This window comes from Phocaeicola salanitronis DSM 18170 (assembly GCF_000190575.1).
Taxonomy (GTDB): Bacteria; Bacteroidota; Bacteroidia; order Bacteroidales; family Bacteroidaceae; genus Phocaeicola; species Phocaeicola salanitronis.
Window position 1 is genome coordinate 1,090,476 of the sequence record NC_015164.1, and the last position, 24,526, is coordinate 1,115,001.

Below are 24,526 nucleotides of genomic sequence, written 5' to 3' on the forward strand. Positions count from 1 at the left end.
CATAACTATTATGAATATTCAAGGACAAGAAAACCAACTTATTCTTGCATTCCCGGACAGGGAAGTATGCTGTCCGGATACGGCAGATGAGAGAATCAGCCAGATGTTGGAACGGTCGGACATTTCTATCATCGGGAACAACAACCGCGTGCTGCTGCGCTTCGACTCGGAAGACAGCGCGGAAGAATTGCTGACGGGAGGCGGATTCCTGCTGATTGTCAAAGGGGATGGGAACAAGGTGGATATGGGAACGGTTATCGTGCGTTGCTCCTCCATATTGGGCATGACCGGACTGAAACTCATCATCGGGCAACTTCCCGGATTAGGTGCAGGCGTGTCACGGACAGCAAGCGGATGCAGCGTCACCATAGGCGACAGAGTGGTCATCAACGGAGTCACCCTCTACCTGCAAGAAGACAATTCGCATGTCTGTATCGGCGATGACAGCCAGTTGAGTTGGGGAGTAGATATATGGTGTACGGATGCCCATACGATTACTGACCTCGAAGGTAACCCGGTCAATTATGCTGAAAGCATTGAAATAGGCCGTCACGTATGGGTGGGTAAGGATGTCAAGATAGGCAAGAACGTGCGGATTGCCGACAACAGCATTGTAGGTTGGGGCAGCATCGTCACCAAACGGTTCGATGAGCCGAACGTAATCCTTGCCGGCATTCCGGCCAAGATCGTGAAGCGTGGCATAAACTGGGATCGCAAGTGCATCAACAAGTACGTGAAAGGGCTGTAACTGCATTTCCGTTTTTTGAACTGTACAGCAAAAAACTTTGAGCCGGCTGGCAAAGACTTTTTCACCCAAACCCGTTACCTTTGCATCAGAATCTTAAAATAAAAAAGATATGGATATTTTTGAAAAAGACCTTTCAGGTGCTATGGTCTCACCCGATGAGCCGGGTTATGACAAACTTATCAGCACCATCTTCGACACGATGGCTACCGCTGCGGAAATGAATGCAAAAGGCTGGCTCACGCCGGAAGAAGTACATGAGTATCTACGCCATATTACAGGCAGGGAGATTGATAAGAGTACGACACTGCTACCTCCGTTCTATGTAGATTACGGCAAGAACATCCGCATCGGCAAAGGATGCTGGATACAGCAGGGCTGCACTTTCTTCGACCGTGGCGGCATCACTATCGGCGACGGCGTGTTTATTGCCCCGAAGGTGAACCTTATCACCATCAACCACGACCCGAATCCGGATAACCGCAGCGCGACATACGGTCGTCCCATTGTTATTGAGGACAAGGTATGGATTGGCATCGGTGCTACGGTTCTGCCCGGCGTGCGCATCGGCTACGGTTCTATTGTCGGTGCCAACAGCGTGGTGACACACGATGTACCACCGATGACCATCGTAGGCGGCAATCCGGCAAAGTTCATCAAGAAGATTGAAACCGGAAGTAACCGATAATAAGTCGTCCAAAAACGCAAATTAACACAAATTTTCGCAGATTATCATTTTAATTATCTGCGAAAATCTGTGTTGCTAATAATATCAATTCTGTACACCTTTGATTTACCGCAAAGGCTTCAGCTTAACAATCTCCCCCAGTTCGGGAACAATGACGGGCATGTTACGCTTCTTTGCTTCCGCCTTAAACACATGGGGAGGGTCGAACAAAGGTTCGTCCGAGAGGTCGAACGTACCGTAATGCATCGGGATAGTCATGCAGGCATGCATCTCGGCAGAAGCCGTCAACGCATCATACGGAGAGATGTGGTTCGGTTTCATAAACCAGCGAGGCTTGTAGGCACCGATGCCGATCATGCAATAATCGATATGCGGAAACATGTCGGGCAATTCTTGAAAATGTTGCGCATAACCGGTATCTCCACTGTTGTAAATAGTAATTCCGCCCGCCTCTATCATAAAAGACCCCCAAAGCCTCATTCCTCCATCATTCACGCCCCGTTTGCTCCAATGCTGGGCAGGCAGGAAAGTGAGCCGCACCCCGTCTGCCTCATATTGCTGATACCAGGCAGCTTCTATCACTTCCATTGCTGGGAACCAATTCTGAATCAACGTACCTGTATTAATGCCGCAAAACAACTTCATCTGCGGATTATCGGCAAACAGGCGTGCCACACTCGGCTTGTCCAAATGGTCGAAATGGTCGTGGCTGATAAGCAAATAGTCGATGTCCTTAAAAACAGATACATTGGCGGGGAACGGACTCCGGCGTTTCACGAAAGGAATGCTTCCATACACCGGGTCTATCATAAACCGCTTGCCCCCCAACTGGAGAAAGAAAGAATTATGTCCCAGCCAAATCAACGAATTGCCCACTACGGCGTCCAGCGAACGAAGGAAATGCACTTTCGGCTCCCATTTGATGGTGCGTTTTTCTTTCCGTTGCGGATTGGGAGACAGGCGCCATTTCAATACACTCCCCATCCCCGGCCGCCAACGGTGCTGGCGGTTAAAAAACTTTCCCCCTGCTGTAGGATTGCCACGCCAATGTGGATTGACCGTGCGCAACCGCTCGTTTCTGCGAAATGAAATGCGCTCTCCCATAAGCCTTTTAGTAATGAAGAATGAAAAATTAAGAATGAAGAAACAACGTTCGGCGTAAGCCAATGAAGAACAACGTACTTCATCCACGCCTTATTTTTCCAACAAGTCTTTCAAAAATGCGTCCAGTTCCTCATCCAGTCCTTTCAGCAATTCATCGTTTAAGAACAAGGTTTCATTGTCATCCATCAGCAACAGGTCTGCTACAGTCTCCTTCTCGTCATCCACCAGCACAAACGAATACGGCTTCATCAGCGAAAGCTTGTCCAGCAATCCCTGTTCCTTCAATGCCGTCACTTCAGCACGAAGCAGAGGTTCTATTTCCGTATAGAAATCGTCTCCTTCATAATTCACCCATTCGGCAATGACCGTACGTGCCAGCACGTTTTCATCATCGTCCAAAATAATCAATTCACCGCTATCCTGATTTGGAAGCAAATGAATATCCGTCAAGACCGACTCCTCACCGGCACTTGCATATCTTTTAAGCGCTTCTTCCAATACAGAAGCAATGGCTGCATGCGATTGTTCACTAATATCCATTCTATTCTCTTTTAATTCTCGACCAAATGTACAAAAAAAATCGGTTTTGCCAATATTATTCCGGCAAATTGTTTCCAAACCGTCTCATCTGAATCTGCAAATGCGGGAAACCGGCTCTTCTTTCCTCCAATTTCAAGGCAAGATATTTATAAATCCTGTCTTCGTCCGAACCGGGTTCCACCCGTTTCCCGGCTTCATCCAACCACTTCCGGGCTGCATCCAAATCGCCTGTCATCTCTGATGCCAATGCCAGATTCAATGCGGCACGCGCCTTTACCTTCCCCGATTTACGATGCTCGTAAAGAGAAAGCCATAGCGCTTTTGCCCCTTCCCAGTCACCTTCCTTTACATATACAGCCGCATCACGCATCTCTACACAGCCTCCTGTAAAATATGCCCGCTCCGTATGCTCCCAATAAGGCACTACCTGATGCGCCAACACCTCTGCGGAAAAAGCCGCCGTATACTTCACTAACTCTTTATCCGAAGGCATACGGTCCAGATCCCACTCCAAGCTATCCATAGGGGCTATGACCTGAAGAGGACGTTCACGCGCCGGCGAATAAATGCTGACCACCGGAGTCACCCGCGTCACTACTACAGGCCATGGCTCTATCAAGCCCGGATAAATGATGTTTTTCTTTTCATTCTGAAGAAAGACACGGTCTAACGAGAACAACACATCTACGCCCAAATCCTGCGCCAACCGGATTACGTCTTCATGAGGCAGAGAACGTATCCCGGCATCCGAAACCTGTTCTTCATTCAATGCCGAATCGCAAATGACCACTTGATTAAAATACTTCGAATCAGCCAACGCATTCGCAAAAGCTTCTGCCGTCTGTTTCCCGTCACCGTCTAAATTCCCTAACGTGGCAAGATTGCCTTTTGCCTCTGGTATAGAAGGCATATTATTGACTACAGCCACATTTTTCACCTGCTCGGGCATACTGAACTTCGCCGGGCAAAGCTGGTCGAACGATATCGTCTGCACCGAAACGCACGAAACAAATCCCCATGCCGCCAGCAATACAACTAAAATACGTATCTTCATATTATAACCTTTTCTAAGTCTGTACGAAGCAAAGATAAAGAGAAAAAGTGAAAGTATATTCATTCTGACTCAAATTATCACATTTTTCATTCTTACTCTGTTATTTTTATATTACTTTTGTCCTCACTGATTTAAGAAACAACAGATATGAACAAGAAAATTTTAAGCATGCTCTTCCTTCTGATAGGAAGCAGCACATGGATAAGCTGCTCGGACGAAGAAGAATCCATAAGGCAACCCGACCGGCAGGAAGCCATCAGTACAGAAACATATTATGCCAATACGTTCGGCAAAGACATTATGAGCACGTATTATTATTGGAATGAGGATATCGCTTTGGACCTGTTGCTATGGAACATTGAGACCAACGGAGACCCCATCGGAACCGTAGACCGCATACGGTATCACGAAGGCGAGAAATACATCGATAAGTGGACCATGATGACGGACGATATGGATTCGTTTACAAGCAGCGTTGACGGAGTATCTACTACCTACGGCTGGAATCTTACGGTTTATCTGCTTAGTGAAGACAGCAACCAATGCATCGGAGTGGTCAATTATGTGTCAGCCGGAAGCCCTGCAGAGAAAGCCGGACTGAAACGCGGCGACATCCTGCTTACGCTAAACGGAGAAGACATCACCACCGACAATTATACCGATTTATATTACAGCACTACCCTAACCTCCTCGCTCGCTTCTTACAACGAAGAGACAAACACCATTCAGGCATCGGGCAAGGAAGCGGAACTAAGTGCGGTCACGATGTACGAAGATCCTGTATTGTGTGACACAGTATATGAATTCAATGGGAAGAAAGTTGGCTATCTTGCCTATACCAGCTTCGACCTGAACGCTATCCCCAAGTTGATCGAAATCGGGAAAAAGTTCAAAAGCGAAGGCATCAAAGAACTGATACTTGACCTTCGCTACAACGGAGGCGGCTACGTGATTACCGAAAATGTATTGGCATCGATGTTTGCCCCGGAAGCGAATGTCAAAGCGGGAGATGTATTTGAAAAAGAAGTATACAATGACATACTGACCGAAGTCTACCGGCAAGAAGGCATCAGCCTGGAAACTCCCTTTATGACCGAATATGATTACGATGCCATCGACCTGCATGTGAGCACGAAAGACGCCAATATCGGGCTGGAACGGATATACGGCATCACCACCGGAAACACGGCATCCGCATCCGAGGCCTTGCTCGGCGGATTGATGCCCTACATGGACGTACAACTGATTGGCGAGGCATCGTATGGAAAATATTGCACCGGACTGATGCTGAGCGGAGAAGACACATATACAGATTGTCCGGAAGAAATCAAGAACTGGGGAATATATGTCATGGTCAGCATTTACCAGAATGCCGCAGGAGAAACCCCTTGCATGCCCGATGGCATGCAACCCGATATAGAAGCAGAAGACAACCCCATGCTGCCCTATCCATTGGGAGACGTAAACGAGCCGATGCTCCGGGAAGCCCTTACGCAAGCAGGCAGGCAATATGAGGAAAAAGACGTAAAAAGCCGCAGCCTATCCCCATTGTACCCACGCATAGAGGTTCCGCAAAAAGCCGTATTCGGCAAACGCATCCTATTGCCTTCGGCTTCTTTGAGAACCAATAAAACATTTCAATAAAGAAAAACAGTTGGATATGGACTTGAAAAGCAATAAAGAAGAATTCATCGAATTGTTGCGGTCGACCCACCGTGACGGAGTAGAAGATTTGATAAAAGGATTGGAAGATATGGGATTCTTCACCGCACCGGCATCTGCCAATCATCATCTGAATACCGAAGGCGGACTGGTCCGGCACTCGCTTAACACCTGCAAAGCCGCACTCATGGTATGGGAAGGTATGAAAACACTGGAACCCGGCTTGGAAAAAGAAGTAGGGAAGACAACGTAATCATTGCCAGCCTCTTGCATGATGTATGCAAAAGCGATATCTACATACGTTCCGTCAAAAAGACCAAGAATGCGCTGGGCATTTGGGAAGATACCGAAGGATACAAAGTATCATACAAGGGTTTTCCGATGGGGCATGGCGAAAAGTCGGTTATCCTTTTGCTTTGCAACGGATTGGAGATGAGCGATGACGAGATGCTTGCCATCCGCTGGCACATGGGAGCTTTCGGCATCAACATGAACAGCTTCGAAGACCAGCGTTGCTACGATACCTCCAAAAAGCTTTACCCCTTGGTTTCGATTATCCAGGCGGCCGACAACTTAGCCGCAAGCATTATGGAACGCACCGGGAAAGAGCTGGACGAACTTTGATTTTTCACCTCAAAGAGCAAATAAGAATAAAAACACAGAGCGCAGAGACACAGAGTTTTTTTAATTCTTGATTAAAGAAATATTCCTCTGTGCCTCTGTGTCTCTGTATTCAATACTTTATTATAGTCCCTCACACTCCTGAAGCCACAGAGCCGCACTGGCATCGCTCGGCATACGCCAGTCGCCACGGGGGCTTAACGATACCGACCCCACTTTAGGACCATCGGGCAAACAGGAACGCTTGAATTGCTGGCTGAAGAAACGCCGGAAGAAATTGGCCAGCCATTTCTTAATGGTAGCATCATCATAGTTTCCGCGAAAAGCCAGGCACGTCAGGTAATAAATCTTTTCGGGACGGAAACCGAAGCGCAAGAAATAATACAAGAAAAAGTCATGCAACTCGTAAGGTCCGACTAAGTCTTCCGTTTTCTGCTTGATATTACCGTTTTCATCAGCCGGAATCAGTTCCGGACTGATCGGCGTGTCAATAATGTCCAATAAAGTCGTCTGCGAATCAGCGTCTACACCGGTTTCGGCTACCCAATTCACCAAATAACGCACCAATGTTTTCGGAATGCTGGCATTCACGCCATACATCGACATGTGGTCACCGTTGTATGTAGCCCATCCCAACGCCAGTTCCGACAAGTCACCCGTACCGATAACCAACCCTCCTATCTTATTGGCATAATCCATCAGTATCTGCGTACGTTCGCGCGCCTGACTGTTTTCGTAGGTCACATCATGCACATCCGCATCCTGGCCGATATCCTCAAAATGCTGGAGGCATGCTTCACGGATGCTGATTTCACGCGATGTTACCCCCAACGAACGCATCAGCTCGACCGCATTGCGATGCGTGCGCCCCGTAGTACCGAATCCGGGCATCGTTATGCCCACGATCCCCTTGCGGGACAAGCCCAATTTATCAAAGGTTTTCACACAAACCAATAAAGCCAAGGTCGAATCCAGCCCCCCCGAAATGCCTACAACAACCGTCTTGCATCCGGTATGCACCAGACGTTTTGCCAGACCGGCAACCTGAATCGAGAAAATCTCCTCGCAACGCTCGTCCAAAAGCTTACCCCCGGCAGGCACAAACGGATGGGGCTCTATCTTACGGGTCAAGGAAAGCTCTTTCTCCGGCACGCGTTCCGTCTGAATCACCTTCAGCGTACCAGCGCCCGCCTGACGCACACTCGAAGCAAATGTGGTATTCACTAAGCGTTCGCTACGCAGACGCTCCACATCTATTTCGCTTATCACCAGCTGCTTGTCGAAAGAAAAGCGCTCGGATGCCGCCAAAAGCGTGCCATTCTCATAAATCAATGCATTGCCTGCAAAAACCACATCGGTAGTCGACTCGCCGAAACCCGAAGAAGCAAACACATAGCCCGACAAGCAACGTGCAGACTGCTGTGCCAACAACGAACGCAAATACTGATGCTTGCTGATATTCTCTGTATCGGCAGATAAATTAAAAATAATTTCAGCACCTTTCAGAGCCAAAGCCGAACTCGGAGGAACAGGCGCCCACACATCTTCACAAAGCTCTATGCCGAAACGCATTTCGGATGATTCGAACAACAGATTAGCCCCAACCGGAGCAAGCTGACCGCACAAACGGACAACCTTTTCATCCGGATAAGTAAAGGCTGAAGCAAACCAACGGTGCTCATAAAACTCTTTATAATTAGGCAAATACGTTTTAGGAACTATACCCAATATCTTTCCTTTCTGAATCACTACCGCACAATTCATCAATACAGACTCCACACGTACAGGCATTCCCATAATAGAAATAATATCCAACTGGCGCGTATTGTTCAGCACGCGCATCAAAGCCATCTCTGCCTGTTCCAGCAACAAGGCTTGTCCGAACAAATCACCGCACGAATATCCCGTAAGGTTCAACTCCGGAAAAACAATCACTTGCACGCCACTTCCTTCAGCCCGCGCTATCAGGCTTTCAGCCTGTTCCGCATTATACTGGCAGTCGGCTACCTTGACCAAAGGAACAGCAGCCGCTACCTTTACAAAACCATATTTCATAAGGGTATCATTTAATGTCTAACTTACAACTTACAAGTTACAACGTACAAAGATAATATAAAAAAGGAGTAACAGCTAACCCTATTGAAAAAAAGTAAAAAAAGCAATCCATGTTTTGCAAATAAAGAAAATATATCTATCTTTGCCTCAAATTTAAAATTGTAACAATTACAAATAAGAAAAAAATGACTGCTTACGAATATCTGCTCAATTATCACATCAAGCCATCCGTACAGCGCATTGCCATTATGGATTACTTGTTGAAGCACCATACTCATCCGTGCATTGATGAAATCTATGTGGCATTGTGTACAGATATTCCTACCCTATCAAAGACAACAGTCTACAATACGCTCAAGCTTTTTGTAGAGCATGGAGCTGCACGGATGCTGACGATTGACGAACGCAATGCCTGCTTCGATGGAGACACCTCGGTACATGCACACTTTCAATGCAAAATATGCGGAAAGATAACCGACGTCCCTTTCCATCATCCGGAAGAATCGGAAGACATGAAGCATTTGCGCGAAAACGGGTATCAAATCGATGAAATACACCGCTATTATAAAGGCGTATGTCCGAATTGCATACCGTCGAACAAGAATTAAAGCTGCCTTAAAAGCAGAATGTATTAACTAAATAACTAACTCATTTAAAATCATTGGAATTATGAAAAAATTTATTTGTACTGTATGTGGTTACATCTATGAAGGTGAAACAGCTCCCGAAAAATGCCCATTGTGTAAAGCTCCCGCTTCAAAGTTCAAAGAAATGGAAGAAGACAACAACGGACTGACTTTCGTTGACGAACACGTTATCGGCGTAGCAAAAGGTTGCGACGAAGAAATGATTAAAGACCTGAACAACCACTTCATGGGCGAATGCACCGAAGTAGGCATGTACTTGGCTATGAGCCGTCAGGCAGACCGCGAAGGCTATCCCGAAGTTGCTGAAGCTTTCAAACGCTATGCTTGGGAAGAAGCAGAACACGCCGCGAAATTTGCGGAATTGTTGGGTGACTGTGTATGGGATACCAAGACCAATCTGGAAAAACGCATGAACGCCGAAGCAGGTGCTTGCGAAGACAAGAAACGCATCGCTACCCGTGCTAAACAACTGAACCTGGACGCTATCCACGATACAGTTCACGAAATGGCTAAAGACGAAGCCCGCCACGGAAAAGGTTTCGAAGGCCTGTACAACAGATACTTCAAGAAATAATCAACAACTTGATAGGTTAAGGAAAAGCGCCGGCAATTGCCGGCGCTTTTTATTTTTCCGTAAATGATTCCGCAAACAGCCCGTGTAGGGGCGTATCACATACGCCCGAATGCGCCAACTAATCCACAAGGACGTTTCCATTGTCAATTGTTTGTCACGCCGGATTTGCAAATCCGACGTAACTGAGGAATCAAATTTGCAATCTGAACCGTTTTCGTGGATGATGCGGATTACAAATCCGCGCACGTGATGTACGTCGGATTACAAAATCCGACGTGACAAATATTCAGCTGTTTTGAGAAACTGTTTTGAATTTATCGTGCGATGATTTGGAATGAGTTTTTGAGGCATTTTGCTTCTGTGATGAGGAAGATAGCGGGCTATCTGAGGAAGAACAGGAGTGAAAAGGATCCAAAATCGCCCAAAGCACACACGAAAACGGATACATCAAGCCAAGAAAAACTTTTTGGAGAAATTCAAAACAGCTTCTTAATTTTAATCTGTGCAATCTATGGGGAAAACCTAAAAACGAAACTGCTATGAATAACCATTCTGTATGTCTGATGCGCACCGATGGACGAGGAAACGGCAAGAAAACAGAAAACGTATGCACGTGCCTAGACGGACGAGTCGATGACCTTCGACAAGTTGTAAAGCACATTGCCGGTCACAACGGCGTGTATTTGCGCGGCACGGTGCAGGTAACTACGCTGAAGGCGGAGAAGCCGGACGTATAAACAATTGACAATTGTGAAGTCGATGAGGTAAATAATTATCAATTGTCAATTAAAAAAGGATACACCCAAGGGTATATCCTTTTTATATTATAACAAGGAGAAGAGTTTATCTTATTTCTTTCCGCCTTCTTCCAGCTGTTGTTTCAATGCTGCCAAAGCATCGATATCGCCTAAGGTAGTAGAAGCAGCCTGATTCTGAATCATCGGAGCGTCTTCTTTCTTAGCTGCAGCCTTCTTAGCCTTCTTTTCTGCCTTTTCTTCAGCCTTCTGAGCATCTTCGAAGATACGGCTGTGAGACAAGATAATGCGTTTAGCGTCCTTATTGAATTCGATGACCTTGAACGGAAGCTTTTCATCGAGCTGAGCTTGAGATCCGTCTTCTTTTACCAGGTGTTTCGGAGTTGCGAAACCTTCTACACCGTAAGGCAATGCGATAACGGCACCCTTATCCAGCATTTCGATGATGCGTCCTTCGTGTACCGAACCTACTGTAAATACGGTTTCGAATACATCCCACGGATTTTCTTCCAATTGCTTGTGACCCAAGCTCAGGCGACGGTTTTCCTTGTCGATTTCCAGAACTACTACATCGATGTCTGCACCGATCTGAGTGAATTCTGACGGATGTTTGATTTTCTTCGTCCAAGACAGGTCAGAGATGTGAATCAGTCCGTCTACACCTTCTTCGATTTCTACGAATACGCCGAAGTTGGTGAAGTTGCGTACCTTAGCCGTGTGCTTAGAGCCTACGGGGTATTTCTCTTCAATCGTTTCCCATGGATCCGGTTTCAGCTGCTTGATGCCCAAAGACATCTTGCGTTCGTCGCGGTCGAGTGTCAGGATAACGGCTTCGATTTCATCGCCTACCTTCATGAAGTCCTGAGCCGAACGCAAGTGTTGCGACCAAGACATTTCTGATACGTGAATCAGTCCTTCTACGCCCGGAGCGATTTCAACGAATGCTCCGTAATCAGCCATAACGACAACTTTGCCTTTCACATGGTCGCCTACCTTCAAGTTCGGATCGAGGCTGTCCCATGGATGCGGAGTCAGTTGCTTCAAGCCCAAAGCGATGCGTTTCTTTTCGTCATCGAAGTCAAGAATAACTACATTCAGTTTCTGATCCAACTGAACGACTTCATGCGGATCGCTTACACGGCCCCACGACAAGTCGGTGATGTGGATCAAACCGTCTACGCCGCCCAAGTCGATGAATACGCCGTAAGAAGTGATATTCTTGACAGTACCTTCCAGTACCTGGCCTTTTTCGAGCTTGCTGATGATTTCTTTCTTCTGTTGTTCCAGTTCGGCTTCGATAAGCGCCTTGTGCGAAACAACCACATTCTTGAATTCCTGATTGATTTTTACAACCTTGAATTCCATCGTCTTGCCTACGAACACATCGTAGTCGCGGATAGGTTTCACATCGATTTGCGAACCCGGCAAGAATGCTTCGATGCCGAATACGTCTACAATCATACCGCCTTTCGTACGGCACTTGATGTAACCCTTGATAATTTCTTCGTTTTCGAGTGCTGCGTTGACACGGTCCCAAGAACGTGTAGCACGCGCTTTCTTGTGCGACAAGATCAGTTGTCCTTTCTTGTCTTCCTGGTTTTCGATGTACACTTCTACAGTGTCGCCTACCTTCAGGTCGGGATTGTAGCGGAATTCGCTCAGCGGAATAATACCGTCTGACTTGTAGCCGATGTTCACTACAACCTCACGTTTGTTCATTGCGATTACGGTACCGTCAACCACCTCATGGTCGCCTACCTTGTTCAAGGTGTTGTCATAAGCCTTTTCTTGTTCTTCTTTGCTTATGCTTGATGCTGACTCACCGCTTTCATAAGCATCCCAATTGAAATCTTCAATGGGCTTTACGTCTTTTAAGTTTTCCATTAAGTTTAAATAATTGTTTTGTAAATAACTAATTGTGTTAGACTTTATATTGATCTAAATCGGGTGCAAAGGTATAACAAATTCCTGAAAGTGAAAACTTTTATCCGTTTTTTTAATCTTCCAATGAATAATCTATCGTAGTGACTACCCTTACCTTCTTAATATAAGGAGTATTGGCATCGCGGTCGGTGATACTGAACTGACCCTGATAGGCATGGCGGATTTTCCCTAACTTGCTATCCGAATCCTTTGCAAACTTCTCGGCGGCCTCGCGTGCGTTCTTGGTAGCTTCTTCTATCATTTTCGGCTTGATGGTATTCAGCCCTGTATATTCATATTGGATATTATAGCGGTAATCACCGCCCGTAACGGCAATGCCCCGCTTCAGCAATTCCCCTTGCTCAGTCACCAAATCACGGATCAGGTCCACTTTGTTCGAAGTTACGGTAATCACCGAAGTCACATTATAGCGGTACGGCACATTCTCCTGATTGCTATAACGTTCTGCCTTAAGGTCGATAATCTCCGGAGCATTCACGCTGATTTCAGTCTCGGCAATGCCCTTTTCTTTCAAGAACTGCACAATGGTCTGGTTCGAACGCTTGATTTCATCATAAAGTGCATTCAGGTCGTTACCCAAGCTTTTATACACCAAAGGCCACGTAACCTTATCTGCCGGAACCTCTTCTTCAGCAAGCCCTTTCACATTCACACTGCGGTCGCGCTCGGCAAACGAGGTTATTCCGCTTTTAACAAATATACCCAGCACAATCATGCCTACCGCCAAAATAATGGCTTCAATTCTCCAATTCTTCATAATCTGTCTGCTTTTTAAGTTAATTCTATTATTAAAGGACAAGGTACGAAAAAATCCGCAATCTTAACGCATTCTTTCCGTTAAAATAAAACAATGAAAAGCATCTATTGTTCGACCGGAAACGCCGTTGCCGTAAAATAGGTAATGAAATCTGTAATTAAGTTACCTTCCCATTTGAATGAATCTTCTACCTTTGCATTGCAAATCATAGCAAAAATGGTTTGCGGTAAAACCGATTTTGCCTTATTATTTATCATTTAACGAAAGAAGATGAAAAAGATAACCTGCTTATCCCTCTTGGCTTATAGCCTGATTCCGATGGCACTACACGCTTCGGAACTGACAGATACATTGACTTCCCAACGCAATTACGCATTGGACGAAGTGGTAGTGACCGGCACACGCAACGCGACGGATATCCGCCACCTTCCCATGACCATTTCGATAGTAAACCGCACCCAACTGGAAAACCGTTACCAGCCTTCCGTGCTTCCGGCACTGACCGAGCAAGTTCCGGGGCTTTTCGTTACCAGCCGGGGCGTAATGGGATATGGCGTATCTACCGGTGCAGCCGGAGGCATCAGCCTGCGCGGCATGTCGGGAAGCGCACAGATGCTGGTGCTTATCGACGGGCATCCGCAATACATGGGACTTTTCGGGCATCCTATTTCCGATGCTTACCAGACCATGCTTGCCGAGCGTGTGGAAGTGTTGCGCGGACCGGCATCGGTGCTTTACGGTTCCAATGCCATGGGGGGAGTCATCAACATCGTCACACGGAAAATGCAGGAAGACGGCGTGAAGACGGACATCAATTTAGGAGGCGGCTCGTATGGGACAGCACAGGCGGAAGCGACCAACCGCGTGAAGAAAGGACGGTTCAGCAGCACCGTATCGGCATCGTATATCCGCACCGACGGACACCGCCCCGACATGGCGTTCGAGCAATATGGAGGCTATGCCAAATTAGCATACGACTTTAACCCGAACTGGAAGCTATGGGGAGATGTCAACGTGACCCACTTCAACGCTTCCAATCCCGGAGAGGTTTCCGACCGGCTTTTCGACAACGACTCACGGATTACAAGAGGAATGGCTTCGGCTATGCTGGAGAACCGGTACGAACGGACTTCGGGCGCATTGAGCTTCTTCTACAACTGGGGAAGGCACAAGATAAACGACGGATACCATGCCGGCGAAGAGCCGCAAACCTCCCTCTTCCACTCGAAAGACCTGATGATGGGCGTGTCGTGGTATCAGAGCGCCGAACTCTATACGGGCAACCGCCTGACCTTGGGCTTCGACTACCAACACTTCGGCGGAGAATCGTGGAACGAAGCCATAGCCGACGGAGCACGCACACCGGGCGTAGACAAGAAGCAAGACGAGTTTGCCGGTTACGTCGATTTCCGTCAGGACATCGGAACATGGCTCTCGCTCAACGTAGGATTACGTGTCGACCACCACTCACACGTAGGCACCGAACTGGTTCCACAAGGCGGGCTTGCCTTCCACCTGCCCAAGAACGCCGAACTGAAAGCCATGGTGAGCAAAGGTTTCCGTAACCCTACCATCCGCGAAATGTATATGTTCCCGCCACAGAATCCCGACCTGAAGCCGGAACGGATGATGAACTACGAGCTTTCGTACACCCAGCACCTTTTAGACGGTGCCCTGAGCTACGGCGTAAACCTCTATTATATAAATGGAGACAACCTGATTATGACGACTCCTGTAGACGGACGCCCCCACAACGTCAACTCGGGCGAAATCGAGAACTGGGGAGCGGAAGGGAACATTGCCTACCGCATCAACCGCCAATGGAACGTAAACGCCAACTACAGCTGGGTGCACATGGAACATCCGGTCATCTCGGCTCCAGAGCACAAGCTGTATGCCGGCGCCAACTTCCGGCAAGGAAGCTGGGGCGTGTCGACCGGCATCCAGTACATCAAAGGGCTATATACCTCCGTCAGCCCTGCCAGTACCGAGGACTTCGTGCTTTGGAACCTGCGTGCCAGCTACCGCCTGTGCCCGTATGCCTCGCTCTTTGTGCGCGGCGAGAACCTCTTGGCACAACGCTACGAAATCATGGCTGGCTATCCCATGCCGAAAGCCACATTCTTGGGAGGAATCCATATCCATTTCTAATCCCATATAAATGTCCGGATTATGCCAGATATATCACTTTCCAAACGAATATATACTTCGAAGGCAGTTTCAGTATATATGAAACTGCCTTCGAAGATAACTGCATCGGCAAAGGCAGTATATATTCGTTTTCGAATACCATTACATGGGTCAATTACAGGCATTATATAACGAAAGAATTCTATTTACCCTAAAATAAAACGAAACATGAAAAAGACATTTCAAACTTTAATCTGCGCGGCATTCACACTGGCAAGCACCGTCGGATGCGGACATGCGCAATCCTCGGAAAACAAGGCTGCCGAGAGCAACGAGAACCTTCCGAAAGTGTATTTCTACAAAGAAATCAATTCAGAGAACTTGGTCAAAATCTACGAAGCCTTAGGGCGTGAAGCCAAGGGGAAAGTGGCGGTAAAGCTCAGCACCGGCGAACCGGGCGGACACAACTTCCTTCAGCCCTCATTGATAAAAGACCTGGTGCAAAAAGTGAACGGCACTATCGTAGAATGTAATACCGCCTACGGAGGAAAGCGCGGAGATACCCAGAGCCACCTGCAAGCGGCTAAAGACCACGGCTTCACCGCCATCGCTCCGGTGGACATCATGGATGCCGAAGGCGAAACGGAATTACCGGTTACAGGCGGCAAGCATCTGAAATCGGATATCGTAGGGAAGAATTACCTGAACTATGACTTTACCGTTGTACTCTCCCACTTCAAAGGACATGCCATGGGAGGATTCGGGGGTGCCATCAAGAACATCTCCATCGGCATCGCCTCGTCGAACGGGAAACGGAACATCCACTCCGCAGGTGCCAGCACGACCAGCTGGGGCAATCCGGAACAAGATGACTTTCTGGAATCCATGGCAGAAGCCGCCAAGGCGGTTATCGACCATTGCGGAGAAAACATTCTCTACATCAGCGTGGCCAACAACCTCTCGGTGGATTGCGATTGCGACTCCTCTCCTGCCGATCCTCAAATGGGCGACATCGGCATCCTTGCCTCGCTCGACCCCGTCGCATTGGACAAAGCTTGTACCGACCTGGTCCGCTCTTCGAAAGACCACGGGAAAATCCACCTGATAGAGCGCATCGACTCGCGCCACGGTATGCACACCCTCGACTATGCCGAACAATTAGGCATCGGAAGCCAGAAATATGAACTGGTAGAGCTGGACTAACAGGGATTTACGATTTACTATTTTGCTATTTACGATTACAAATCCAGCGTGACATAAATATATGGTAAATAGTAAATCGTAAATAGCAAAATAGTAAATCCCGTCAATTGTAAATCTCATAATAAAACCGTATTTTTGCATTGTTTTTTTAATCGCTAACAAAAATGAATGCAAAAGAAATTCCGGTGCTGCTCCTGACCGGTTATCTGGGAAGCGGCAAAACCACTTTGGTAAACCGTATTCTATCCAATAAACGAGGTATCAAATTTGCCGTCATTGTAAACGACTTGGGCGAAGTGAATATTGATGCCGACTTAATCCAAAAGGGAGGAATTGTAGACAAGAAAGACGACAGTCTGGTATCGCTTCAGAACGGATGTATCTGCTGTACCCTGAAGACCGACCTGATAGAACAGTTGTTCGACCTGATGAAAAGCCAACGCTTCGACTATATCGTCATCGAAGCCAGTGGCATCTGTGAACCGGAACCCATCGCACAGACCATTTGCTCCATTCCTTCACTGGGAGGCGCATATACCAAATACGGCGTATGCCGGCTGGATTGTATCGTAACCGTAGTGGACGCCCTGCGCATGCAGGACGAGTTTGCATGCGGAGACAATCTTACCCGCACACACATCGATGAAGAAAATATCGAAAACCTTATTATCCAGCAAATCGAGTTTTGCAACATCATCTTGCTGAACAAGGCTTCCGAAGTAAAACCCGAAGAACTGAACCGCATCAAGCAAATCATCCGCACCATCCAGCCCACGGCTGAGATTATCGAATGCGATTACGGGGATGTCAACCTCGACAAACTGCTCCATACGCATTCTTTCGACTTCGAGCGTGTAGCCACTTCCGCCGGGTGGATCCGGGGCATCGAACGTGCCGCCAGCGAAGAAGAGGAACGTGAGGCGCACGGACATCATCCCGAAGAACATCATCACGATGAAGAAGGCGGACATCACCATGAGCATCACCATCATCACGATGAAGGGGAAGCGGAAGAATACGGCATCGGCACGTTTGTCTATTACCGCCGTCCGGCATTCGACATCCACAAGCTAGACCATTACATCGCGACCAAATGGCCCAAAAACATCATCCGTACCAAAGGCGTATGCTACTTCAGCCATAACCGTGACATGTCTTACCTCTTCGAACAGGCCGGACGCCAAAAGCAACTGAAAGAGGCAGGATTATGGTATGCCACCGCTCCCGAAGAAGACCTTATCAAGCTGATGATGCAAGAGCCCGGACTGATGCGCGACTGGGACGAGAAATACGGAGACCGCATGATCAAGCTGGTTTTCATCGGGCAACATCTTGACAAGGAACAAATCACCCATGATTTGGATGAATGCTTAGAAACGGAATAGAACGCAAAAACATTCAATATCATCAACGACAATTATAAATAATAAATCAGGAACAACATGGAAATAACAAGTGCCAAATTTGTAATAAGCAACTCGCGGGCAGATATGTGTCCCGAAGGGAATCTGCCCGAATATGCGTTCATCGGACGCTCGAACGTAGGCAAATCCAGCCTCATCAATATGCTGACCAACCATTCGAAACTGGCCATGACCTCATCTACGCCCGGAAAGACCTTGCTGATTAACCATTTCCTGATTAATAACTCATGGTACTTGGTCGACCTTCCGGGTTACGGTTATGCACAACGTGGAAAGAAAGTGATGGAACAAATTAAAAACATCATTCAACATTACGTATTGGAGCGCATGCAGATGACGTGCTTGTTCGTACTGATAGACAGCCGGCTGGAACCTCAGAAAATAGACTTGGAATTCATCGAATGGCTGGGCGAGAACAGCGTTCCCTTTGCACTTGTATTTACCAAAGCCGACAAGCAAAACATCGTAAAAACCCAACAAAATGTCGAACGGTTTCTGAATACACTGAAAGAACAATGGGAAGAACTTCCGGCTTATTTCATCACTTCTGCCGAAAAAAAGACGGGAAGAAAAGAGGTGCTCGATTACATTGACTCAATCAACAAATCGTTACAAGAATAATTTCACGCAAATCCCATCGCACTTCCTCGAAGCGTTTTCAAATAAACAATGCCCTTTATCTGCAGCACTTCAACCGCAAATAAAGGGCATTCATTTTGAATCGGCTTTTTCATTTACATCCGCTCCACCTGATAATCTTCTCCGGCTACAGTATCCAAATCATATTCGTAAACCTGATACAAAATCGGACGTTGAGGATGAATGTCCTTCGATACCAAAGGTTCTTTTATCTGCGCCTGCTGATAAAACGGATTCGGATTCTTTCCTGAAACCGGTTTCAAACCTTTTCCTTTTAACGGCACGTAAGAACGCAAACGAAGATTCCCTCCTAAACGTGAATGAATCTTTGCCTTAGCCAATTGTACGCCGTCCCATTCCATATCAACCACAAATCCTCCGCGTGCCACCAATCCCTTGACGCTCCCTTTTACCCACACATCGGGCAATGCAGGCAACAGATGAACCGCACCGTCATGGCTCTGCATCAACATTTCAGCCACACCGGCCGTATAACCAAAATTCCCGTCAATCTGGAAAGGCGGATGGGCATCAAAAAGATTAGGATAGGTACGTCCTTCGGGATATTGCGTTTTCACGCTATCGGAAGGAAGCAGTTTCAGCATATTGCCAATCATCTTATAGGCATGATTACCGTCGAGCAGACGCGCCCATAAATTGATTTTCCAACCGATAGACCACCCCGTAGCCTCATCGCCCCGCTGAAGCATGGTGTTCTTGATAGCCTGAAAAAGAAGCGGATGCGCATACGGCGATATCTGATTGCTGGGGAACAGCCCGTATGCATGTGATATGTGTCGGTGCCGGTCGCGCGGATTATCCAAGTCTTCGAGCCATTCCTGCAACTGATTGTATTGACCTATCTGCATTGGCGGAAGCTGCTCAATCATCCACCGCAAAGAATCCTGATAAGCAACAGAGCCATCTAAAATCCGGGTAGCATGCAACGCATTGTTCAGCACATCAAACACAATCTGATTGTCCATCGTACAACCTGCTACAATCGTAGAAGCTTTTCCGGTATTCTCACCTTGCGGACCATGTTCGGGTGACATGGAAGGAGCTTCCACCATCCAACCGTATTTTGGATGAGGAATCAAATAAGACAAATAAAAATCAGCAGCCCCTTTCAATGCCGGATAAACTTCTTCCAGAAATTCCTTGTCTCCTGTATAAAGATAATGTTGCCATAAATGTGTGGTCAGCCATGCTCCTCCATTGGGCCATGTTCCATAAAACGCTTTATCCACCGGACCGGTGCATCGCCAAATATCTGTATTATGATGTGCCACCCATCCGTTCGCTCCATACATCACACGCGCCGTTTCCTGCCCGGTCTGCGAAAGCTCCTTTACCAGTTCGAACAAAGGCTGGTGCGTTTCCGGCAAATTGGTCACCTCGGCAGGCCAGTAATTCATTTCGGTATTGATGTTGATGGTATATTTCCCGTCCCAGGGAGCCAGCAATTTATCATTCCATATCCCTTGCAGGTTCGCAGCCTGTCCTCCCGGCTGCGAAGAAGAAATGAGCAAGTAACGCCCATACTGAAACATCAGTGCCGCCAGCGATACGTCCTTACCCTCGTTGAAACGGCGTATCCGTTCAGTTGTCTCCCATTGGTCTCCCTGCCCTTCTCCCAAGTCGAGCCGTACACGGTCAAACTGTTTCCGATAATAAGCCTCATGGTCGGCCAATGCCTGAGTATAAGAGGTCTTCACTGCTTTCTTCAACAGTTCTTGCACGCTACGGTGCGGATTTCCGCTCACATCGTTATATGAGCGGAAATTGGTAGCAGATGCCACGTAGAGCGTCACTTCGTCCGCCCCTTCTACACACAACTTGTCTCCTTGAGCCTTTACCTTTCCACCTTTAGCCATAACCTGTGTACCCGTTTCCATCCGGATAACACCCTTCACACCTTCATGGTCCTCACCGTTTCCGGTCAAGACCAATGTCTTTCCTTTGCACGTCACCTGATGCCGTGTCAGCGGACTCTGGTAACCGAGCGTAAAAGTCAACATTCCCGGACGGTCTGCCGTCAGGTGCACCCTTATCACCTTATCCACCAACGAAGCAAACACTTCGCGCCGGTAAGTCACTCCGTCTACTTGATAACGGACAGTAGCCACGGCACGTTCCAAATCCAAGTCACGGTAATAATCCGTAGCATGTTCGTGTCCGGGTTGCTCAATCATCAGGCTGCCGATGGTCTGGTAAGGCATCCCGTTGCGTCCCGAATAGAATGTTTTGTCAATCAATTGCTGTGCCTCCATGTTCCGGTTATCGAAAATAAGCTTCCGCACTTCCGGAAGAGCCTGCAAAGCTTTGGGATTATCATTGCGGTGAGGTCCTCCTCCCCACATCGTCTCCTCGTTCAACTGCAACTGTTCTACCCCGGTACCGCCGTACACCATCACTCCCATATTCGAATTGCCAAGAGGCAAAGCCTCTACCCAGACATGTGCAGGCTGTCTGTACCAAAGCTTCAGGCTTTCCGCCCACGAGGATACAGCAATTGCCGAACAGAGACACGCCGCCAAAAAGATTTTTTTCTTCATGGTATAAGTATATGTTATAAGATTAATACTATCTCACCACAGAGGGCACAGAGGTACACAGAGGAAAATTTTAAGGACTCTGTGATACCCTGTGCCCTCTGTGGTGAATTGCGTTTTTATCATTTACCGCCAAAGATACACTTTTTGAGCCAATATCAAACAATCCGGCACAAAAAATACAGCCTTACGACTTCATCTGCTTCATCTGCTTCAGCCTCATCAAAGCTTCGATGTAATAATAATCGGCATAGATGATTGCCGCATCGATTTCGGAATGACTCGGATAATTTCCGGTGGAATGCAACAGGAAAGCCGGCTTGCTTTTCCCGCTACGGTATTTGTCCGAACTCAGACTTTCCAGCATACAGACTGCAGCCTTCTTGTATTCCTGCCCCTTTTCCGGTGATACATATCCGGATAATTCAAGCAATGCCGAAGCTACTACACAGGCTGCCGAAGCATCGCGGGGCGCGTATGGAATGGCAGGGTCATTAAAATCCCAATAAGGAACATAATCATCGGGCAAATGTTCCAGATACACGTCTGCCACCTTTTGCACGAAATCGAGGAAACGCGGCTCTTTCGTTTCGCGATACACCACCGTATAGCCATAAATAGCCCATGCCTGTCCACGTGCCCACATGCTGTTATCGTCATATCCCTGATGGGTGACTCCCTTGACAAACTCGCCCGTCAAGGTATCATATACAGCCACGTGATACGATGTATAGTCGGGACGGAAATGATATTTCATCGTAGTATCGGCGTGGGACACCGCCATATCATACAGCTTTTTATCGCCTCCGTTCTTTGCCGCCCAAAACAACATCTCCAGGTTTATCATATTGTCCATTATGGTGTTATGCCCACCAAACATGGCTACATTACGGGGCCACGAAAGCATGGTACCCACCTTCGGATTGAACAATGCCGAAAGGGCTTCGGCACTGCGCAAGATAGCTTGCCGATAAGATTCATTACGTGTCAGGCGGTAGCCGTTCCCATAACTGCAAAACATCAGGAATCCCAAATCGTGGTCGTATGCAGGCTCATAGGTGAGATATTCTAACGAAGCGGTAAACTTCTCTGCCTCCTGCCGGATGGCAGGGTCATTCGTATACTCATAATCATACCACAGGATACCAGGCCAGAAGCCGGCACACCACTCATCCTTTGTCACTTTGCTGCAGTACCAATGCGAGGCACTGTCGGCTATGTTCCGGGGCATCATCGTATAATCCACTCCCCCATCGCGTTGAGCCAGCTCGTCTAACGTGCGGCGCACCTGAGCATCACAATATGCCAATGCTTCGTCTGCATCAAACCGCCCGGACACATCGCCAGATTTTGTATCTGCACAAGCCGTCAGACAAACTAACCCGATTCCAATCAACCAATTTCTTGTTTTCATATTTTCCTTCTATTGTATGTTATAATAATTGTCCTTGATAAGATTCCACTTTTCTGTCATCCTGGTCCGACACGGGAACCAGGCGAACCGCCGCCCCTCCGCGTGGCTTCAAGGCAAAGCGCAACGCCTGTTTGCCATCAACCAACCATTCGGAACATTTCACTTGCGTACGTGTGCCCGTCTCTTCTCCACCGTCGGCATACACATAGGCAATGTATGTCTGCCCTTCATCAAGAAAAGACAAGTCAATCTGCCGGGAAGAAGCTTCGTTGTTACCCAACAGCCCTACGAACCAAGTCTTTCCGCTGCGGCGGGCTATGCTCACATACTTGCCCGGCTCCCCTCCCAAGACTTTCGTGTCATCAAACACCGTCTGCAACTGCTCGAACCACGTTATTTCGGGTTCGCCTCCATAGAAGGAAGGCTTATCATACCAGAACAGTGTCTGCAACGGGCTGTAAAATACCAGCGATGCAGCCAATTGATGAGCGTGGGTGGTTTTCAGACGTTTGTCGTAATAACAGATAGTATAGTCTGCCGCCCCGTTTATCATACGGGTAAAAGGCAGAATAGTATTATGCGTGGCATCGGGAAACTCCTCGTTGCCATGGATGCCTTCTTGCGTCAGCAAGTTGGGATAGGTACGGCTGAAACCCGACGGACGGAACTCGTCGTGGATATTTATCATCAGCCGGTTCTCGGCAGCATAGCGCACCATGTCGTGCAACCATACCGCCCAACGGTGGGAAGCATATTGCACAAAACCCGACTTCACGCCCACTACGCCCCATTTGCGCAGCAGCGGGAACAGCTCACGCATCTGCTTCTGCAAGGCGTGCTGGTTGACGTAAAGCCATACCCCTACACCTTTCTTCTTCCCGTATGCTATCACCTTGGGCAAGTCGAGTTTGGACACCACCTGCGTGGCATCTCCGTCGAATGAAGTACAGGGCATATACCATTGCCAGTCGAACAACATATAAGGAATCTTGTGCGCCGCGCAAAAATCAATTGTCTCCATTGCCCCAGCCGTGGTAAGCGTGGTCTCGCGCATAATCTTGCCGGGCTTTATCCACGAGACATCGGCTATCTCGCACGGCGGGTTCAGATTTTGGATGATATCGTTATGCTCCAGCAATTCACCGGGCTTGTCCGCCACCATAATCACTTTCCACGGCGAAGCGAAGTAGGTTACGGCATCCACCGGACTGTACATCACCGACGTCAAGGTATTCGGCTTCTCCTGAGAGGCGAGAAACTTGGTCAGGCACCAGTCGTCTACATCGGCATCAGCCAATGCCATCCACGTTCCGCCGGGAAGTTCCAGCGTCAATGCACGCTCCACCGGCTGCTTGAGCGCATTCACATCCACGTGCTCGAACGGAGCCTGCGCCCACTGCTCCGCCCATGCCTTCGTGCCTTCGGGCAGCGTATATTCTGTCAAGTCACCCACGACCTTATGGAAGATGGCCTGCGGATGCTCAGGGAAGAAATAGCGGAAGGCGATGCCCTCATCATACGCACGTACCTCGATGTTCATCCGGTAACCCGAACCGTCCTTGCGCGACAAGTACAGCGTACCGCTATTGTGGCGGTCGCGCACCGTGCCCCGTTCGCCATACAGCGGATGCCATGTCTCGTCACAACTTCCGTACGACACCGAGTCAGCCTCCATCGTATCCATCCAGCAATCGGGCTGGGGAAGGCTGCGCTTGCCCAATGCCATCTCCCATACCCGGTTGTCCAACTCCAGTCCTGCACGCGATGAACCAATCACCTTTTCACCTTTATAATACACTTGATAACAAAGCACATTCGCCCCCGAAGCCGAACGCGACACGTAGAACTCGACCTGCTGCGTCCCGTCAGGGGACTTCACTTCCAATTTCTCCGGTGCGGCAGCGTACATCGAAACGCCCGCCACACACATCATTATTCCTGCTACAAAATGTTTCATACGAATTTAGTCTTTTTGTCAAGGAATACGAACGAACAGGCAAAACCACTCAACCAAA

22 protein-coding genes are annotated in these 24,526 nt (G+C 48.0%); 13 read left to right on the forward strand and 9 right to left on the reverse strand.

Annotated elements, in window-relative coordinates:
* Positions 1-10: 10 nt before the first annotated feature.
* Positions 11-748, forward strand: coding sequence for an acyltransferase (locus tag BACSA_RS04815; RefSeq protein WP_013616992.1), 738 nt, complete (start codon positions 11-13; stop codon positions 746-748).
* A 109-nt stretch (positions 749-857) separates the two neighbouring features.
* Positions 858-1,433, forward strand: a complete 576-nt coding sequence (locus tag BACSA_RS04820) for a DapH/DapD/GlmU-related protein (RefSeq protein WP_013616993.1) — start codon at positions 858-860, stop codon at positions 1,431-1,433.
* Positions 1,434-1,538: 105 nt separating this feature from the next.
* Here BACSA_RS04820 and BACSA_RS04825 read toward each other — a convergent pair whose 3' ends face one another.
* The 3 genes from BACSA_RS04825 to BACSA_RS04835 all read right to left on the reverse strand — a co-directional run bounded on the left by BACSA_RS04825 (position 1,539) and on the right by BACSA_RS04835 (position 4,131).
* Entirely contained in the window at positions 1,539-2,537 is a 999-nt protein-coding gene (locus tag BACSA_RS04825) for an MBL fold metallo-hydrolase (RefSeq protein WP_013616994.1), read from the reverse strand.
* A gap of 90 nt (positions 2,538-2,627) precedes the next feature.
* Positions 2,628-3,077, reverse strand: a complete 450-nt coding sequence (locus tag BACSA_RS04830) for a hypothetical protein (RefSeq protein ID WP_013616995.1) — start codon at positions 3,075-3,077, stop codon at positions 2,628-2,630.
* 55 nt (positions 3,078-3,132) lie between these two features.
* Positions 3,133-4,131, reverse strand: a complete 999-nt coding sequence (locus BACSA_RS04835; RefSeq protein WP_144005182.1) for a DUF6340 family protein — start codon at positions 4,129-4,131, stop codon at positions 3,133-3,135.
* A 147-nt stretch (positions 4,132-4,278) separates the two neighbouring features.
* Here BACSA_RS04835 and BACSA_RS04840 point away from each other — a divergent pair, with 147 nt between their 5' ends.
* Genes BACSA_RS04840 through BACSA_RS19180 form a run of 3 tightly spaced genes read left to right on the forward strand, consistent with a single transcriptional unit; the run spans position 4,279 to position 6,417 of the window.
* Positions 4,279-5,775: a S41 family peptidase gene (locus tag BACSA_RS04840; RefSeq protein WP_013616997.1), complete on the forward strand. Its 1,497-nt coding sequence runs from the start codon at positions 4,279-4,281 to the stop codon at positions 5,773-5,775.
* Positions 5,776-5,791: 16 nt separating this feature from the next.
* On the forward strand, positions 5,792-6,046 hold the full coding sequence (locus tag BACSA_RS20535; RefSeq protein ID WP_052305964.1) for a hypothetical protein: 255 nt from the start codon (positions 5,792-5,794) through the stop codon (positions 6,044-6,046).
* Positions 5,986-6,417, forward strand: a complete 432-nt coding sequence (locus BACSA_RS19180) for a hypothetical protein (protein WP_245546577.1) — start codon at positions 5,986-5,988, stop codon at positions 6,415-6,417. The genes BACSA_RS20535 and BACSA_RS19180 overlap by 61 nt, the downstream gene beginning before the upstream one ends.
* Positions 6,418-6,537: 120 nt before the next feature.
* On the opposite strand, the gene BACSA_RS04850 is transcribed toward BACSA_RS19180, so the two are convergent.
* On the reverse strand, positions 6,538-8,469 hold the full coding sequence (locus tag BACSA_RS04850; protein WP_013616998.1) for an NAD(+) synthase: 1,932 nt from the start codon (positions 8,467-8,469) through the stop codon (positions 6,538-6,540).
* A gap of 185 nt (positions 8,470-8,654) precedes the next feature.
* On the opposite strand from BACSA_RS04850, the gene BACSA_RS04855 reads away from it, so the two are divergent.
* The 4 genes from BACSA_RS04855 (at position 8,655) to BACSA_RS20090 (ending at position 10,427) form a co-directional block, all read left to right on the forward strand.
* Positions 8,655-9,077 carry a Fur family transcriptional regulator gene (locus tag BACSA_RS04855; protein ID WP_013616999.1) on the forward strand — a complete coding sequence of 141 codons (423 nt, stop codon included), beginning with the start codon at positions 8,655-8,657 and terminating at the stop codon, positions 9,075-9,077.
* A 61-nt stretch (positions 9,078-9,138) separates the two neighbouring features.
* Entirely contained in the window at positions 9,139-9,690 is a 552-nt protein-coding gene (locus tag BACSA_RS04860) for an NADH peroxidase (protein ID WP_013617000.1), read from the forward strand.
* A 324-nt stretch (positions 9,691-10,014) separates the two neighbouring features.
* The gene (locus BACSA_RS20085; RefSeq protein WP_041583887.1) at positions 10,015-10,233 is read left to right on the forward strand and encodes a hypothetical protein; all 219 of its coding nucleotides are present in this window, start codon (positions 10,015-10,017) and stop codon (positions 10,231-10,233) included.
* A complete protein-coding gene (locus BACSA_RS20090) occupies positions 10,230-10,427 on the forward strand; it encodes a hypothetical protein (RefSeq protein ID WP_013617001.1) in 198 nt (65 codons plus the stop codon). The genes BACSA_RS20085 and BACSA_RS20090 overlap by 4 nt, the downstream gene beginning before the upstream one ends.
* A gap of 111 nt (positions 10,428-10,538) precedes the next feature.
* Here BACSA_RS20090 and rpsA read toward each other — a convergent pair whose 3' ends face one another.
* Complete coding sequence (rpsA, locus tag BACSA_RS04875) at positions 10,539-12,329, reverse strand: 30S ribosomal protein S1 (RefSeq protein WP_013617002.1); 1,791 nt, start codon at positions 12,327-12,329, stop codon at positions 10,539-10,541.
* Between the two features lie 112 nt (positions 12,330-12,441).
* Positions 12,442-13,146, reverse strand: coding sequence for an SIMPL domain-containing protein (locus BACSA_RS04880; protein ID WP_013617003.1), 705 nt, complete (start codon positions 13,144-13,146; stop codon positions 12,442-12,444).
* 318 nt (positions 13,147-13,464) lie between these two features.
* Between BACSA_RS04880 and BACSA_RS04885 the strand changes: the two genes are divergently transcribed.
* The 4 genes from BACSA_RS04885 to yihA all read left to right on the forward strand — a co-directional run bounded on the left by BACSA_RS04885 (position 13,465) and on the right by yihA (position 18,524).
* Complete coding sequence (locus BACSA_RS04885; protein ID WP_245546622.1) at positions 13,465-15,297, forward strand: TonB-dependent receptor plug domain-containing protein; 1,833 nt, start codon at positions 13,465-13,467, stop codon at positions 15,295-15,297.
* A 207-nt stretch (positions 15,298-15,504) separates the two neighbouring features.
* The gene (locus BACSA_RS04890; RefSeq protein WP_013617006.1) at positions 15,505-16,479 is read left to right on the forward strand and encodes a DUF362 domain-containing protein; all 975 of its coding nucleotides are present in this window, start codon (positions 15,505-15,507) and stop codon (positions 16,477-16,479) included.
* Positions 16,480-16,643: 164 nt separating this feature from the next.
* Positions 16,644-17,864, forward strand: coding sequence for a CobW family GTP-binding protein (locus tag BACSA_RS04895; RefSeq protein WP_013617008.1), 1,221 nt, complete (start codon positions 16,644-16,646; stop codon positions 17,862-17,864).
* A gap of 57 nt (positions 17,865-17,921) precedes the next feature.
* Positions 17,922-18,524, forward strand: a complete 603-nt coding sequence (gene yihA, locus BACSA_RS04900) for a ribosome biogenesis GTP-binding protein YihA/YsxC (protein ID WP_013617009.1) — start codon at positions 17,922-17,924, stop codon at positions 18,522-18,524.
* 113 nt (positions 18,525-18,637) lie between these two features.
* Here the strand turns inward: yihA and BACSA_RS04905 are convergent, their stop codons facing one another.
* From BACSA_RS04905 to BACSA_RS04915, 3 genes are all read right to left on the reverse strand, one after another.
* A complete protein-coding gene (locus BACSA_RS04905; protein ID WP_013617010.1) occupies positions 18,638-21,100 on the reverse strand; it encodes a glycoside hydrolase family 95 protein in 2,463 nt (820 codons plus the stop codon).
* Positions 21,101-21,284: 184 nt separating this feature from the next.
* Positions 21,285-22,511 (reverse strand): glycoside hydrolase family 88 protein, encoded by a 1,227-nt coding sequence (locus tag BACSA_RS04910; protein WP_013617011.1) that lies wholly within the window; start codon positions 22,509-22,511, stop codon positions 21,285-21,287.
* A 19-nt stretch (positions 22,512-22,530) separates the two neighbouring features.
* Positions 22,531-24,468 (reverse strand): glycoside hydrolase family 97 protein, encoded by a 1,938-nt coding sequence (locus BACSA_RS04915; RefSeq protein WP_013617012.1) that lies wholly within the window; start codon positions 24,466-24,468, stop codon positions 22,531-22,533.
* Positions 24,469-24,526: the final 58 nt, after the last annotated feature.

What these genes read in the sequence shown, in the direction of transcription:
- BACSA_RS04815 (WP_013616992.1), top strand. Translation starts at nt 11, where the DNA reads ATGAATATTCAAGGACAAGAAAACCAACTTATTCTTGCATTCCCGGAC.
- BACSA_RS04820 (WP_013616993.1), top strand. Translation starts at nt 858, where the DNA reads ATGGATATTTTTGAAAAAGACCTTTCAGGTGCTATGGTCTCACCCGAT.
- BACSA_RS04825 (WP_013616994.1), bottom strand. Translation starts at nt 2,537, where the DNA reads ATGGGAGAGCGCATTTCATTTCGCAGAAACGAGCGGTTGCGCACGGTC.
- BACSA_RS04830 (WP_013616995.1), bottom strand. Translation starts at nt 3,077, where the DNA reads ATGGATATTAGTGAACAATCGCATGCAGCCATTGCTTCTGTATTGGAA.
- BACSA_RS04835 (WP_144005182.1), bottom strand. Translation starts at nt 4,131, where the DNA reads ATGAAGATACGTATTTTAGTTGTATTGCTGGCGGCATGGGGATTTGTT.
- BACSA_RS04840 (WP_013616997.1), top strand. Translation starts at nt 4,279, where the DNA reads ATGAACAAGAAAATTTTAAGCATGCTCTTCCTTCTGATAGGAAGCAGC.
- BACSA_RS20535 (WP_052305964.1), top strand. Translation starts at nt 5,792, where the DNA reads ATGGACTTGAAAAGCAATAAAGAAGAATTCATCGAATTGTTGCGGTCG.
- BACSA_RS19180 (WP_245546577.1), top strand. Translation starts at nt 5,986, where the DNA reads ATGGGAAGGTATGAAAACACTGGAACCCGGCTTGGAAAAAGAAGTAGG.
- BACSA_RS04850 (WP_013616998.1), bottom strand. Translation starts at nt 8,469, where the DNA reads ATGAAATATGGTTTTGTAAAGGTAGCGGCTGCTGTTCCTTTGGTCAAG.
- BACSA_RS04855 (WP_013616999.1), top strand. Translation starts at nt 8,655, where the DNA reads ATGACTGCTTACGAATATCTGCTCAATTATCACATCAAGCCATCCGTA.
- BACSA_RS04860 (WP_013617000.1), top strand. Translation starts at nt 9,139, where the DNA reads ATGAAAAAATTTATTTGTACTGTATGTGGTTACATCTATGAAGGTGAA.
- BACSA_RS20085 (WP_041583887.1), top strand. Translation starts at nt 10,015, where the DNA reads ATGATTTGGAATGAGTTTTTGAGGCATTTTGCTTCTGTGATGAGGAAG.
- BACSA_RS20090 (WP_013617001.1), top strand. Translation starts at nt 10,230, where the DNA reads ATGAATAACCATTCTGTATGTCTGATGCGCACCGATGGACGAGGAAAC.
- rpsA (WP_013617002.1), bottom strand. Translation starts at nt 12,329, where the DNA reads ATGGAAAACTTAAAAGACGTAAAGCCCATTGAAGATTTCAATTGGGAT.
- BACSA_RS04880 (WP_013617003.1), bottom strand. Translation starts at nt 13,146, where the DNA reads ATGAAGAATTGGAGAATTGAAGCCATTATTTTGGCGGTAGGCATGATT.
- BACSA_RS04885 (WP_245546622.1), top strand. Translation starts at nt 13,465, where the DNA reads ATGGCACTACACGCTTCGGAACTGACAGATACATTGACTTCCCAACGC.
- BACSA_RS04890 (WP_013617006.1), top strand. Translation starts at nt 15,505, where the DNA reads ATGAAAAAGACATTTCAAACTTTAATCTGCGCGGCATTCACACTGGCA.
- BACSA_RS04895 (WP_013617008.1), top strand. Translation starts at nt 16,644, where the DNA reads ATGAATGCAAAAGAAATTCCGGTGCTGCTCCTGACCGGTTATCTGGGA.
- yihA (WP_013617009.1), top strand. Translation starts at nt 17,922, where the DNA reads ATGGAAATAACAAGTGCCAAATTTGTAATAAGCAACTCGCGGGCAGAT.
- BACSA_RS04905 (WP_013617010.1), bottom strand. Translation starts at nt 21,100, where the DNA reads ATGAAGAAAAAAATCTTTTTGGCGGCGTGTCTCTGTTCGGCAATTGCT.
- BACSA_RS04910 (WP_013617011.1), bottom strand. Translation starts at nt 22,511, where the DNA reads ATGAAAACAAGAAATTGGTTGATTGGAATCGGGTTAGTTTGTCTGACG.
- BACSA_RS04915 (WP_013617012.1), bottom strand. Translation starts at nt 24,468, where the DNA reads ATGAAACATTTTGTAGCAGGAATAATGATGTGTGTGGCGGGCGTTTCG.